This window comes from Aquirufa aurantiipilula (assembly GCF_019923745.1).
Taxonomy (GTDB): domain Bacteria; phylum Bacteroidota; class Bacteroidia; order Cytophagales; family Spirosomataceae; genus Aquirufa; species Aquirufa aurantiipilula.
The window spans coordinates 298,862-311,369 of sequence record NZ_JAANOG010000001.1 but is presented as its reverse complement, the minus strand read 5'-3'; the positions used below and the strand labels follow the sequence as shown (position 1 = coordinate 311,369).

The 12,508-nt window shown below is 35.3% G+C and carries 13 protein-coding genes; 8 read left to right on the top strand and 5 right to left on the bottom strand.

What is annotated here, in order from left to right; all coding sequences use genetic code 11:
• Positions 1-43: 43 nt before the first annotated feature.
• A complete protein-coding gene (locus G9H60_RS01365; RefSeq protein ID WP_223142322.1) occupies positions 44-1,351 on the top strand; it encodes a sugar porter family MFS transporter in 1,308 nt (435 codons plus the stop codon).
• 18 nt (positions 1,352-1,369) lie between these two features.
• Here the strand turns inward: G9H60_RS01365 and G9H60_RS01360 are convergent, their stop codons facing one another.
• Both G9H60_RS01360 and G9H60_RS01355 read right to left on the bottom strand, forming a co-directional pair.
• On the bottom strand, positions 1,370-1,822 hold the full coding sequence (locus G9H60_RS01360; RefSeq protein ID WP_223142321.1) for a GNAT family N-acetyltransferase: 453 nt from the start codon (positions 1,820-1,822) through the stop codon (positions 1,370-1,372).
• Complete coding sequence (locus G9H60_RS01355) at positions 1,803-2,846, bottom strand: RluA family pseudouridine synthase (protein WP_223142320.1); 1,044 nt, start codon at positions 2,844-2,846, stop codon at positions 1,803-1,805. The genes G9H60_RS01360 and G9H60_RS01355 overlap by 20 nt, the downstream gene beginning before the upstream one ends.
• Here G9H60_RS01355 and G9H60_RS01350 point away from each other — a divergent pair.
• Positions 2,839-3,708, top strand: coding sequence for a 1-aminocyclopropane-1-carboxylate deaminase/D-cysteine desulfhydrase (locus G9H60_RS01350; protein ID WP_223142319.1), 870 nt, complete (start codon positions 2,839-2,841; stop codon positions 3,706-3,708). The genes G9H60_RS01355 and G9H60_RS01350 overlap by 8 nt on opposite strands.
• A 1-nt stretch (position 3,709) precedes the next feature.
• On the opposite strand, the gene sufB is transcribed toward G9H60_RS01350, so the two are convergent.
• Together sufB and G9H60_RS01340 are read right to left on the bottom strand one after the other, a co-directional pair.
• On the bottom strand, positions 3,710-5,158 hold the full coding sequence (gene sufB / locus G9H60_RS01345) for a Fe-S cluster assembly protein SufB (RefSeq protein ID WP_223142318.1): 1,449 nt from the start codon (positions 5,156-5,158) through the stop codon (positions 3,710-3,712).
• Positions 5,159-5,239: 81 nt separating this feature from the next.
• Complete coding sequence (locus tag G9H60_RS01340; protein WP_109322930.1) at positions 5,240-5,704, bottom strand: Lrp/AsnC ligand binding domain-containing protein; 465 nt, start codon at positions 5,702-5,704, stop codon at positions 5,240-5,242.
• A 407-nt stretch (positions 5,705-6,111) separates the two neighbouring features.
• Here G9H60_RS01340 and G9H60_RS01335 point away from each other — a divergent pair, with 407 nt between their 5' ends.
• Genes G9H60_RS01335 through pgi form a run of 3 tightly spaced genes read left to right on the top strand, consistent with a single transcriptional unit; the run spans position 6,112 to position 9,197 of the window.
• Positions 6,112-6,747, top strand: a complete 636-nt coding sequence (locus G9H60_RS01335) for a peroxiredoxin (RefSeq protein ID WP_223142317.1) — start codon at positions 6,112-6,114, stop codon at positions 6,745-6,747.
• A 33-nt stretch (positions 6,748-6,780) separates the two neighbouring features.
• On the top strand, positions 6,781-7,545 hold the full coding sequence (locus tag G9H60_RS01330) for a glycoside hydrolase family 25 protein (protein WP_223142316.1): 765 nt from the start codon (positions 6,781-6,783) through the stop codon (positions 7,543-7,545).
• Positions 7,546-7,550: 5 nt separating this feature from the next.
• Positions 7,551-9,197, top strand: a complete 1,647-nt coding sequence (pgi, locus tag G9H60_RS01325; protein WP_223142315.1) for a glucose-6-phosphate isomerase — start codon at positions 7,551-7,553, stop codon at positions 9,195-9,197.
• 50 nt (positions 9,198-9,247) lie between these two features.
• Here the strand turns inward: pgi and hisS are convergent, their stop codons facing one another.
• Positions 9,248-10,606 carry a histidine--tRNA ligase gene (gene hisS, locus G9H60_RS01320; protein WP_223142314.1) on the bottom strand — a complete coding sequence of 453 codons (1,359 nt, stop codon included), beginning with the start codon at positions 10,604-10,606 and terminating at the stop codon, positions 9,248-9,250.
• 89 nt (positions 10,607-10,695) lie between these two features.
• Between hisS and G9H60_RS01315 the strand changes: the two genes are divergently transcribed.
• The 3 genes from G9H60_RS01315 to G9H60_RS01305 all read left to right on the top strand — a co-directional run bounded on the left by G9H60_RS01315 (position 10,696) and on the right by G9H60_RS01305 (position 12,508).
• Positions 10,696-10,839 (top strand): hypothetical protein, encoded by a 144-nt coding sequence (locus tag G9H60_RS01315; RefSeq protein WP_193495299.1) that lies wholly within the window; start codon positions 10,696-10,698, stop codon positions 10,837-10,839.
• Positions 10,840-10,926: 87 nt separating this feature from the next.
• Complete coding sequence (locus tag G9H60_RS01310) at positions 10,927-11,682, top strand: 3-keto-disaccharide hydrolase (protein WP_223142313.1); 756 nt, start codon at positions 10,927-10,929, stop codon at positions 11,680-11,682.
• Between the two features lie 61 nt (positions 11,683-11,743).
• On the top strand, positions 11,744-12,508 hold the full coding sequence (locus G9H60_RS01305; RefSeq protein WP_223142312.1) for a class I SAM-dependent methyltransferase: 765 nt from the start codon (positions 11,744-11,746) through the stop codon (positions 12,506-12,508).

The window sequence follows — 12,508 nt, the reverse complement described above, 5'->3', positions numbered from 1 at the left end:
ATTAATTATCTTTAATTTATATATAAATTCTATTTCATTTTGTATGAATAAACATGTCATATTTTGGTCTATCACCGTGGGTTTAGGTGGAATGTTGTTTGGTCTTGACGTAGCTGTTATCTCTGGAGCAGAATTAGCCATTCAAAAATTATGGCATTTGGATAGTTGGACGCATGGATTAGCCGTGGCTACCGCATTATACGGTACAGTAGTTGGTGCAGCTTTAGGTGGTATCCCTGCTGATAAATTTGGTAGAAAGCAAACTCTATTATGGATAGGCATTAGTTTCTTTATTTCTTCCATTGGAGCTGCATTGGCCACAGATGTGAATCTATTTATGTTGTTTCGCTTCTTAGGTGGCTTAGGTATTGGTGCATCATCGGTTGTAGCACCTATTTATATTTCTGAAATAGCACCTCCACAACATCGTGGTAAATTGGTAATTTCCTTTCAATTGAATGTCGTTTTGGGTATTTTATTAGCATATATTTCCAATTATTTACTTCAAGGAGGCGATGACGATTGGCGATATATGTTAGGAATGGTGGCTATCCCAAGTTTATTGTTCTCATTCTTAATTCTTTTCACTCCAGAAACTCCTCAGTTCTTGCTCCTAAAACGTAATGATCAAGCGGGAGCATTGAAAGTATTAACATTAGCGGATCCAGATCCAGAAGGAACATTAAAACGAATTTTAGACAATGCTAAGGCACAAGTAAAAAAGGAGCACTTGTTTTCGAAAAAGTTTTTCACCCCATTACTCCTCTCCTTTCTCTTCGCGTTTTTCAATCAAATGTCAGGCATTAATGCAATCATCTATTATGCCCCAAGAATTTATGAATTAACTGGTCTAGGGAAAGAAAGTGCCTTATTATCTACTGCTGGAATTGGGGTGGCTAATTTATTATTTACCTTGTTAGGATGGTATTTTATAGACAAAATTGGAAGAAGAATTCTAATGTATATAGGATCCGTTGGATATATCATTTCTTTAGGACTAATCGCTTTCTCATTCTATCAAGAATCCTATGCATTAGTTCCTATTTATATTTTCCTTTTCATAGCTTCACATGCGATAGGTCAAGGATCAGTGATATGGGTATTTATATCTGAAATTTTCCCTAATTCAGTTAGAGCATCTGGAATGGCCTGGGGTTCATTAACCCATTGGTTATTAGCCGCATTAGTAGCTAATTTCTTCCCTATTCTTACAGAAAATTTTGGTGGAACATTTATTTTCAGCCTATTTGGCATTATGATGGTTTGCCAATTCTTCTATGTCATGTTCCTTATGCCTGAAACAAAAGGGGCATCGTTGGAAGATATTGAAAAACAAATTATTATCCATTAATGGGAATGTGCATTTGGACTATAAATCCAAATGCACATTTAACCAACCAGCATCAAATTTGACGCCATATTTTTGATAGAACTGAATAGCAGGCTCATTCCAATCGAGCACTTGCCACATCATTCCTGTACAATTCATTCTTTTAGCTTCTAATACAGCTTCGTCCAAAAGCATTTTACCCAATCCCAAAGAACGATATTCTTCCTTAATGAATAAATCTTCTAGATAAAAGCGTTTGCCTTTCCAAGTCGAAAATCGATAATACCAAAGGGAAAAGCCTGCTAAATTTCCTTGATAGAATATTAAGTTAGAAGCAAAAATTGGATTCTCCTGAAAGCCATTTTGTATGTAATCTTCTAAACTTGAGCTTACTTCGTCCGGAGCCCTTTCAAATAAAGCTAATTCCTTCACTAAGCTATACATAGCAGGAACATCTTCTAATCCTGCTTTCCTAATTTCTATTTGCTCCATGATTGGTTACTTCTCTTAATCGGTATAAAACTTCTCTCATATCTTCAGGGAAATCCTGTTCAAAATAGATGCGCTCATTTGCTTTTGGATGATCAAAGCCAAGGGAAAATGCATGAAGAGCTTGCCTTGGGCATAACTTCATTAAATTCGCTGCAAATGTTTTAAAATTAGCAATCGAACTCATATACCTTATTTTATCTCCTCCATAGGCAGCATCTGACAATAATGGATGTCCGATAGAAGCTGCATGAGCACGAATTTGATGGGTCCTTCCCGTCTCCAAATTAAATCTTACCAAAGAACAAAAAACAAAGGATTCCATTACCTCATAATGTGTAATAGCGAGTTTCCCATGTTCAGCATCTTCTGGAAACATCATCATGACTTTTCGATCACGAGGACTTCGATCTATTTTACCACGTAATGTTGCCTTACTTTCTTTGGGTACACCCCAACAAATCGCATAGTAAGTTCGATCAATGGTATGATCAAAAAATTGTCTAGCAAGATGATTTAAGGAAAATTCAGATTTAGCGACTACTAAAATTCCTGATGTGTCTTTATCTATTCGATGCACTAAACCTGGACGAATATCTCCTTTTCCTGGTAAATGCTGACAATGATATAGTAATGCATTTACCAAGGTTCCTTCCCAATTTCCATGTGCAGGATGGACTACCATACCTGAAGGTTTATTTACTAAAATTAACTCCTCGTCTTCAAAGATGATATCTAAGGGTATATTTTCGGCTACTATATCTTTATCTCTAGGTGGATGAGAAAAGGATACTACAATTTCATCTAAGGGCTTAACCTTGTAATTCGACTTAATATTTAGTCCATTTACCTTAACAGATCCAGCTTCTATTCCTGATTGAATTTTAGAGCGGGTAGCATTCGAAATTTTTAGAAGTAGGTATTTATCTATTCTAAGTAATTGTTGACCTTTGTCAACCGTGAAATTGAAATGTTCGAACAAATCATCTTCACTCTCAATGGGATCTATTTCATTATCTATGGACATATCTGCTTTTGAAAAAAACTATTTACAAATACCTTCACCGGTCGTTGAATTGTTTGATCCTCTTTGGAATGAACAAAACATACGTTTATTTTTCAAGCGAGATGATTTGATACATCCCACCGTTTCTGGCAATAAGTGGCGCAAATTAAAGGAATATATCCGTATCGCCCAAGATAATCCCAAAAAGGGAATTATTAGTTTCGGAGGAGCTTACTCTAACCATTTATATGCCCTAGCCTATGTGGCTCATATCTTACAAATTCCATGCATAGGTATTGTTCGAGGGGAGGAACTAACCTGGGAAAGTAATCCATATTTGAAACAAATGAAATCTTGGGGTATGGAATTACATTTTGTGGATAGAACTTATTACCGAAAGAAAGAAATCCCTGCAACGTATCATGAAAAAGACTATTGGATCATCCCAGAAGGCGGTTATTCCCTTACTGGCATTTTAGGAATGAAAGAATTGGTTCAAGAAATTCAAGAAAACATTCAAACGAACTATCTAATAAGTGCCGTAGGTACCGGAACTACAATATTAGGTTTAGCTAAATATTCAAAGTTCAATACAATAGGCATATTATGTTTGAACAATGAAAATGAAATTGAATACCATATACAGGAACTTCAATTAGACCTCCCCCAACTACATTTAACCAAAGATTATGTATTTGGGAAATATGCTTCCAATCCTAAGGAACTTATGGAATTCTGTGAGGCATTTCAAAATCAACAAAATATACCCATTGAACCCACATACACAGGTAAAATGATGTATGGAGTGTATGATTTACTCAAAAAAAAGTACTTCCCGGAAGGAAGTACTTTGGTATGTATACACTCGGGAGGTATTAAATAGATTAACCTACTGAACCTTCAAGTGAAATAGCCAATAATTTTTGGGCCTCAACGGCAAACTCCATCGGCAATTGATTTAAAACCTCTTTGGCATAACCATTGACAATTAAAGCAATGGCTGTTTCTGTAGATAAGCCTCTTTGGTTGCAATAGAAAATTTGATCCTCACCAATTTTAGAAGTAGTAGCCTCATGTTCTACTGAAGCAGTATTATTTTTTACTTCTAAATAAGGAAATGTATGTGCTCCGCAGCGGTCGCCCAATAAAAGTGAGTCGCATTGAGAATAATTCTTAGCAGAATCTGCCCGTTTTGCTACTTGAACTAAACCACGATATGAATTTTGGGAAACACCAGCAGATATTCCTTTAGATACAATTCTTGATTTAGAATGTTTACCTAAGTGAATCATTTTAGTGCCAGTATCAGCTTGTTGGTGATTATTCGTAACGGCAACAGAATAAAATTCTCCAATGGAATAATCTCCTTTAAGAATAACTGAAGGATACTTCCAGGTAACTGCCGATCCTGTTTCTACTTGTGTCCAAGATAATTTAGCATGTGCTCCATCACAAATACCACGTTTTGTTACAAAGTTGTAGATACCTCCCTTTCCATCTTTATCTCCTGGATACCAGTTTTGAACTGTAGAATATTTCACCTCTGCTCCTGCATGTACGAATATTTCTACCACTGCGGCGTGTAATTGATTTTCGTCACGCATTGGTGCGGTACAACCTTCTAGATAACTAACATAGGAATCTTCATCCGCAACAATCAAGGTACGTTCAAATTGACCCGTTCCGGCTGCATTAATACGGAAATAGGTGGAAAGCTCCATAGGACAACGAACGCCCTTTGGAATATAACAAAAAGAACCATCAGAAAATACAGCAGCATTTAAGGCAGCAAAGTAATTGTCCTTAACTGGAACAACACTTCCTAAATATTTTTTGATAAGTTCAGGATGCTCCCTCACAGCTTCTGAAATAGAACAGAAAATAATACCTTTTTCTGCTAAGGTTTCTTTAAAAGTTGTAGCTACAGAAACGGAATCAATGACAGCATCTACTGCCACATTAGATAAACGCTTTTGTTCATCCAACGAAATTCCCAATTTCTCAAAAGTTCTTCGAAGTTCTGGATCAATTTCGTCCAAAGAATTCAATTGTTTTTTAGGCTTGGGTGCAGAATAATATTTTAAAGCCTGATAATCGGTGGGTTTATAGGATACATTAGCCCACGTAGGCTCTTGGAGAGTTTTCCAATAGCGAAAGGCTGCCAAACGCCATTCATACATCCATTCAGGTTCATTCTTTTTATCAGAAATAAATCGAATGGTGCTTTCATCTAAACCAATAGGTGCCTCATCTGTATCAAAATGAGATTCAAAACCGTATTTATAATCGGAAGTGGTTACTTCCTGTAAAATATCATCTACCTTTTCTGCCATAACCTTTGTTTCTATAGAAATACAAAATTACAAAGCAAAATTTAGTTTTGTAAGCATTTAATTAGAACTATTCTAAATAACTCAAAATAAAGGTGTATTTCTAATTAAACTCTCTTCCAATGAGATAAATGTTTCGGTACGTTGTATGCCGGTAACACGTTGAATTTTATCGTGGAGAACTTCTCGTAAATGTTGAGTATCTCGACAAATAATTTTAGCAAAAATAGAGTAAATACCTGTCGTATAATGAATATTGACCACTTCTGGTATTTTCTCCAATTGTTTGGCGACGTCTTCATACAAAGAGCTTTTGTCTAAATAGATGCCTAGAAAAGCGGTTATATCCCAACCGATTTTGGAATAATCTATTAAAAGTTGTGCCCCTTTAACTATGCCCAAAGCCTCCATTTTTTTCATTCGTACATGCACTGTACCCCCTGAAACATCTAAACGTTGTCCAATTTCAGTATATGGCAGATTGGAATCACTCACTAAAATTTCTAAAATTTTATAGTCTAAAGGGTCTAGATCAAATTTTTTATCCATAATATTTTCAACAAATTGATATTATTTTTAAAAATTACTCAAAAAAATTATAATTTCTTTAAATTATTTTGAAAAATTAAAAATGATTTATAATTTTGTTACATAATAATTACAAAGGTAAATATTATTTCACTGTAGGGTGATGAAATTGGCAGACGTGCCCTCCTGTCTCGGGGGTGGTGAGTTCGGGATAAACGTAGCGTAATGGGTTGACCACTAAATCAGTTCTGCGATATGGCTAACCGCACCTTGGAGGTTCGAATCCTTCTCCTACAGCATTTTTATTATTTGGTTTTTAGTTTGTTGATGAAGTGTAATGTTAAAAGCAATTCTATTTTAGGATTGCTTTTTTATTTGATAATTAGTCTATAAATTCGGTAGATAATTCACCATAAACACCTATCATTATGTCATTAAGATTAGGAGATATTGCGCCAGATTTCAGCGCTGAAACAACCCAAGGACCTATAAATTTTCACGAATGGATTGGAAATTCATGGGTATTATTTTTTAGTCACCCTGCTGATTTTACTCCTGTTTGTACTACTGAGTTAGGAAAAACAGCATTATTGAACGGAGAATTTAGCAAAAGAGGTGTCAAGGCTATTGCTATTTCTGTTGATAGTTTGGATTCACATAACAAATGGGTTCCAGATATCGAAGAAGTAAATCATGTACAAGTCAACTTCCCCATCATTGCAGATCCGGAGAAGAAAGTGGCTTTGCTATATGATATGATTCACCCAAATGCTTCAGAAAAAGCAACAGTTCGATCAGTATTCATTATTGGACCTGATAAAAAAATCAAATTGACTCTGACTTATCCAGCATCTACTGGTAGAAATTTCACAGAAATTTTGCGTGTCATAGATTCTTTGCAATTAACAGCTAACTATCAGGTAGCTACTCCAGCTGATTGGGTGAATGGGGAGGATGTTATCATCACTCCAGCTGTTTCAAATGAAGAAGCCGTGACTAAATTCCCAAAAGGATTTACAACAGTGAAGCCTTATTTAAGAAAAACACCGCAGCCAAATCTATAAGATTTTGTAAATTTGGTTATTCCAACCAAAAAATTGAAGAAAAAAAGAATCCAGCTTATTGTTAGCCTATTAGTAGTATTTAGCTTTTGCTGGATTCTTTTTTCCTATATAAATTCCTTAACAGAGGATGAAGGACATCAATTTTCCTACAGTGAAGCTATTCAAATAAAAGTACCACAAAAACATTTAATTCATGGTATTGATGTGTCTCATCACAATGGAATTGTGCCATGGAACCACCTAAGTGAGTTAGAAATTTTTGACACGGTTTCTTTAAAATTTGTGTTTATTAAAGCTACTGAAGGTCGAAGTTTACAAGATCCCAATTTTGAAATTAATTGGCGCAAGGCTAAACAAAAAGGATTGATAGCTGGAGCCTATCATTTTTATATTCCAACAAGAGATCCAATAGAACAAGCAAGAAACTTTTGTAAAATGGTTAAACTTCAAGAAGGTGACCTCCCTCCAGTTTGTGATATTGAAGTAACTAATCGAGTAAGTCATCCCAAAATCAGAAAAGATATTAAAGCTTTTTTAGATTATTTGACTAACCACTACCATACCAAACCCATCTTATATACCAACACTCGTATGTACTCTGATTTATTTAATAATGAGGAGTTTACTGATTTCCCTTTATGGTTAGCGAGCTATGAATCCAATACTATTGTAAACGCCGATAATCTGCGTTTTTGGCAATATAGCAAGCAAGGGAAGCTAGAAGGGAATTCCAAATCTTGGGATTATAATGTATTTTTGGGTGATCATTCAGATTTTGAGTCCATGCTAATCAAATAAATATTATGCTATCCACGATTAATTTTACCCAAACCACTGCCTACCAAAAGCTATTAACTGATAAAAAACGCTTAGAATCCAGTTCTATTTCAGCCTTATTTCAAGCTGATAGTGAAAGACAACATAAATACAGTTTATACTTTCAGGATATTTTCATCGATTATTCAAAAAATATCCTAGATGAAGATACTTTCAAGCATTTAATTGAACTGGCGAAGGAATGTCAATTGGAGTCTGCTATTCAATCTCAATTAGCTGGAGAAGCCATAAATCAAACTGAAGGTAGAGCGGTATTACATACAGCTTTAAGAAAACCTAAAGGGCAAAAGCAATTATTACACGGAGTTGATATAAATGCGGATATACATGGAGTAAGAGCCCACATGAAGGAATTCACTGAACAAGTGATTTCGGGAGCGTGGAAGGGATATACCAATAAAAGTATCACAGATGTTGTGAACATAGGTATTGGTGGATCTGACTTAGGTCCCGTAATGGTGACAGAAGCCCTTAAGCCTTACAAAACTCACTTGAATGTACACTTTGTAAGTAATGTAGACGGAACTCATATTGCTGAGACCTTAAAAAAAGTAAATCCAGAAACTACATTATTCTTAATCGCCTCCAAAACATTTACTACACAAGAAACCATGGCCAACGCTTTTACAGCGAGAGATTGGTTCTTGAAAACTGCTCAAGATGAAACAGCCGTTTCTAAGCATTTTGTTGCCTTATCCACCAATAAAACGCAAGTAGAAAAGTTCGGTATTGATTCTGCCAATATGTTCGCATTCTGGGATTGGGTGGGCGGTAGATACTCACTTTGGTCCGCGATCGGATTATCAATTTGTTTATCCATTGGCTATGACAATTTTGAATCATTATTATCAGGAGCGCATGAAATGGATGTGCATCTTGCCAATACTCCACTAGAAGCTAATGCACCCGTTATTTTAGCCCTATTGGGAATTTGGTATGTGAATTTCTGGAATACTCCTACGCAAGCGATTTTGCCTTATGATCAGTACATGCATCGTTTTGCAGCTTATTTCCAACAAGGGGATATGGAATCCAATGGTAAAACAGTGGATAGAACTGGTAAACGTGTTAATTACGCTACTGGTCCAGTCATTTGGGGAGAACCAGGAACCAACGGTCAACATGCCTTTTATCAATTGATTCATCAAGGTACACAAATGATTCCTGCGGATTTTATCGCTCCTGCGAAAACTCATAATCCCATAGGAAATCATCATACACTTTTGATGTCTAACTTCTTTGCACAAACGGAAGCATTGATGAATGGAAAATCTTTAGACGTAGTGAAATCAGAGTTAACTAAAGCTGGTTTAAACGAAGCTGAAATTGAAAAATTAGCTCCGTTCAAGGTTTTTGAAGGAAATAAGCCTACCAATTCAATTTTAGCTAAAGAAATAAATCCAAGTACATTGGGTGCTTTAATCGCTATGTATGAACACAAAATTTTTGTACAAGGAGTAATCTGGAATATATTTAGTTATGACCAATGGGGAGTAGAATTAGGGAAACAATTAGCCAATTCCATTTTACCTGAATTGGAAAATGAGGAAAACGTCCAAAGCCACGACAGTTCAACCAATGGATTGATCAATCAATTTAAGGCTTGGAGATAATTGTAGCAGTAATTCAATGAAAAAGGCTAGTCTTTCAACTAGCCTTTTTTTTATTTCAATGTATCAATGAGCTCTTGAAGATTGAGTAATTGTTGCTCACCACTCACCATATTTTTGAGATTCATTTTGTTTTGAGCCATTTCTTGCTCTCCAAGAACAGCCACATATGGAATCTGTTTTTTATCGGCAAACTCAAAAGGCTTCTTGATTTTGGCAATTTCTGGATAAATTTCGGAAGGAATTCCATGTTTACGCAATTCATTTACATATTGAAAAGCCTGACTTTGGCCTGCCTCATCAAAATAAGCAAACAAAATTTTTGAACCACTAAACGGTATTTCAGGGAAAAGATGTAAGGCATCCATGACATCAATCATGCGTTCTATACCGAATGACAAACCTACACCCGACATATTGGGAAGACCAAAATCCGTTGTCAGGTTATCATACCTTCCACCCCCTGCAATAGAACCAAATGGAATATCGATTGCTTTACCTTCAAATATTAAACCTGTATAATAACTTAAACCACGAGCCAGTCGATAATCGAAGATGATGTTGGTATTGACAAATCCATTTTGCTGAATAAACCCTAATACATCTTCAATTTCTTTCAAACCTGCTAATCCTTGGGTATTACCGTTAAAGAAAGTAGTTAATTTATCAATCTTGGCTAAGTTATTCCCTTCAAATACAATCAAATCAGCCAGAACAGCGCATTGATCAACAGTAAATCCTTTTTCAAGTAATTCTTTAGCTACTGCCTCCCAACCTATTTTATCCAATTTATCAATAGCAACAGCAAAATCAACAAAATGCTTATTCATCCCTAAAACATCCACAACGCCAGCTAATACCTTCCTAGAATTAATAACTAAGTTAGCTTTTAGGTTCAAGGAATTAAAAATGGCTTGAAATAAAGTGATTAATTCGGCTTCATTCAATAAGGAATTGGAACCTATGATATCTGCATCACATTGATAGAACTCACGATAACGACCTTTTTGAGGTCTATCTGCTCTCCAAACGGGTTGGATTTGGTAGCGTCTAAAAGGGAAAGCCAAATCATTACGATTCATGGAAACAAAGCGCGCAAATGGTACAGTTAAATCATAACGTAAACCTTTTTCACTAACTTTATACGTAAATTTTTTACTACCTTCTTGAAAATCTTGTTCAGTTAATTTGGATAGATAATCTCCAGAATTAAGAATTTTAAACAATAATTGATCTCCTTCATCTCCATATTTTCCTGTCAAAGTAGACAAATTTTCTATGGCTGGAGTTTCTATGGCTTGAAAACCAAATTGTTCAAAATGTTTCCTAATGATGTTGAAAACATAATTTCTTTTGGCCATTTCTTTTGGACCAAAATCTCTTGTACCTCTTGCGTTACTGGGCTTTTGCATAATTTCAAAAAACAAATTTAATTAATCGAGGCTTATTATTTGATTAATAAACGATATTTCGTATTTTTGCACACCAAATTTATCAAGACATGGCCGTAACTAGACTAAAACGTAAAGACAGAAGAAATCACGCAGTAGCGAATAATAAAGTATCTGCTATCAAAATTTTAAAGCAGAGACCGATTATCAAATTGGTAGATGTAGAAGAAATCAAAGCAAGTTTCGCTAAATAAGCATTATTTCAGTAAAGAGAAACCGGTATTCACCGGTTTTTTTTTATCCAAAAATTGCTGTAATTTGATTTTCTAAATCCATTATTCATGAAAAAAATTACTTTCATTTGCACCGCTATTTTAGCAGCCGGTGTATTTAGCTTACAAGCACAAGACCACAGATTCGTTGAAGAGAATCCAACCAAACCAGACAAAACAGAATTTTGGGATCCTGAAATTCGCGTTGTAAGTCCAGGTAAAACCCCTTCAGATGCCATTATATTATTTGATGGTAAAAGTTTAGATAATTGGGAAACTGTAAAAGATGGCAGTCCAGCTAAATGGAAGGTAGAAGATGGTGCCATGACCGTTGTAAAAGGGGCTGGAAATATTTCTACTAAACAAAAATTCACCAATTACCAATTGCATATTGAATGGCGTTCTCCTATAGAACCTGAAACTTTAAAAAGTCAAGGAAAAGGAAATAGCGGTATTTTCATGCAAGGAATGTATGAGGTTCAGGTGTTAAATTCATACCAAAATAGAAGTTACCGAAATGGACAGGCAGGTAGTATTTACAAGCAATCTGCCCCATTGGTCAATGCCACTTCACCAATGGGAGAATGGAATACCTATGATATCATTTATACGGCTCCGAAATTCACCATCAATGGAGGAATTGATACCCCAGCTTATGTAACTGTTATACATAATGGAGTTGTTGTACAAAACCATACAAAGATCCAGGGTACTACGGAGTATATTGGTCAACCTAAAAATCCAGTTCATGGTGCAGGCCCTATCAGCTTGCAAGATCATGGCAATCCAGTTAGTTTCCGTAACATCTGGATTCGTGAAATGTAATATTTAATTCATTATTTTGGGGAAGGTTTTTCTTAGAAAACACCTTCCCTTTTTTTATCCTATGAAATACCTTATTAGTTGGATTTTACGTAATATTCCTAGAAAATACATTCAATTGGTAGCCCATCAATTGTTGAAATTATATAGTATTTTCCTTAAGGGAAATAAAGTCCACTGCCCTGTTTGTCAAGAAAATTTTTCTAAGTTTCTGCCATATGGAAGATTGCATCCAAGAGAAAATGCCCTTTGTCCATCTTGTCTTAGTTTAGAAAGACATCGTTTAATGTTTCTTTTCTTACAGAAAGAAACCAATTTTTTCCAAAGTCAACCTAAAGTATTACATATTGCTCCAGAATATTGTTTCATTGATCGTTTTGAAAAATTATTAGGGGAAAATTACATCACTGCAGATATTGAATCTCCTTTAGCCAAAGTAAAAATGGATTTGCATGATATTCCCTTTGAAGACAATAGTTTTGATGTGGTATTTTGCAATCACGTATTAGAACATGTTCGCGATGATGTGCGTTGTATGCAAGAAATTCGTCGCGTTTTAAAACCTGATGGATTCGCTTTATGCCAAAGTCCACAAAGATTGGACTTAGCCACTACTTATGAAGATGCTAGTATTACAGATCCAAAAGAAAGAGAGATTCATTTTTTACAAGATGACCACTTACGTATTTATGGTCGGGATTATGGCACACAATTAGAAAAGTCAGGATTTCAAGTAAGTCCAATCCATTTAATTGAAAAGATAGGGATAGAAGAAAGTAAAAAAATGGCTTTACCGCTTGGTGAAATTATATATTTATGCCGCAAATAA

What these genes read in the sequence shown, in the direction of transcription:
- pgi (WP_223142315.1), top strand. Translation starts at nt 7,551, where the DNA reads ATGCTATCCACGATTAATTTTACCCAAACCACTGCCTACCAAAAGCTA.
- G9H60_RS01340 (WP_109322930.1), bottom strand. Translation starts at nt 5,704, where the DNA reads ATGGATAAAAAATTTGATCTAGACCCTTTAGACTATAAAATTTTAGAA.
- G9H60_RS01335 (WP_223142317.1), top strand. Translation starts at nt 6,112, where the DNA reads ATGTCATTAAGATTAGGAGATATTGCGCCAGATTTCAGCGCTGAAACA.
- sufB (WP_223142318.1), bottom strand. Translation starts at nt 5,158, where the DNA reads ATGGCAGAAAAGGTAGATGATATTTTACAGGAAGTAACCACTTCCGAT.
- G9H60_RS01310 (WP_223142313.1), top strand. Translation starts at nt 10,927, where the DNA reads ATGAAAAAAATTACTTTCATTTGCACCGCTATTTTAGCAGCCGGTGTA.
- G9H60_RS01365 (WP_223142322.1), top strand. Translation starts at nt 44, where the DNA reads ATGAATAAACATGTCATATTTTGGTCTATCACCGTGGGTTTAGGTGGA.
- G9H60_RS01355 (WP_223142320.1), bottom strand. Translation starts at nt 2,846, where the DNA reads ATGTCCATAGATAATGAAATAGATCCCATTGAGAGTGAAGATGATTTG.
- G9H60_RS01350 (WP_223142319.1), top strand. Translation starts at nt 2,839, where the DNA reads ATGGACATATCTGCTTTTGAAAAAAACTATTTACAAATACCTTCACCG.
- G9H60_RS01305 (WP_223142312.1), top strand. Translation starts at nt 11,744, where the DNA reads ATGAAATACCTTATTAGTTGGATTTTACGTAATATTCCTAGAAAATAC.
- G9H60_RS01360 (WP_223142321.1), bottom strand. Translation starts at nt 1,822, where the DNA reads ATGGAGCAAATAGAAATTAGGAAAGCAGGATTAGAAGATGTTCCTGCT.
- hisS (WP_223142314.1), bottom strand. Translation starts at nt 10,606, where the DNA reads ATGCAAAAGCCCAGTAACGCAAGAGGTACAAGAGATTTTGGTCCAAAA.
- G9H60_RS01315 (WP_193495299.1), top strand. Translation starts at nt 10,696, where the DNA reads ATGGCCGTAACTAGACTAAAACGTAAAGACAGAAGAAATCACGCAGTA.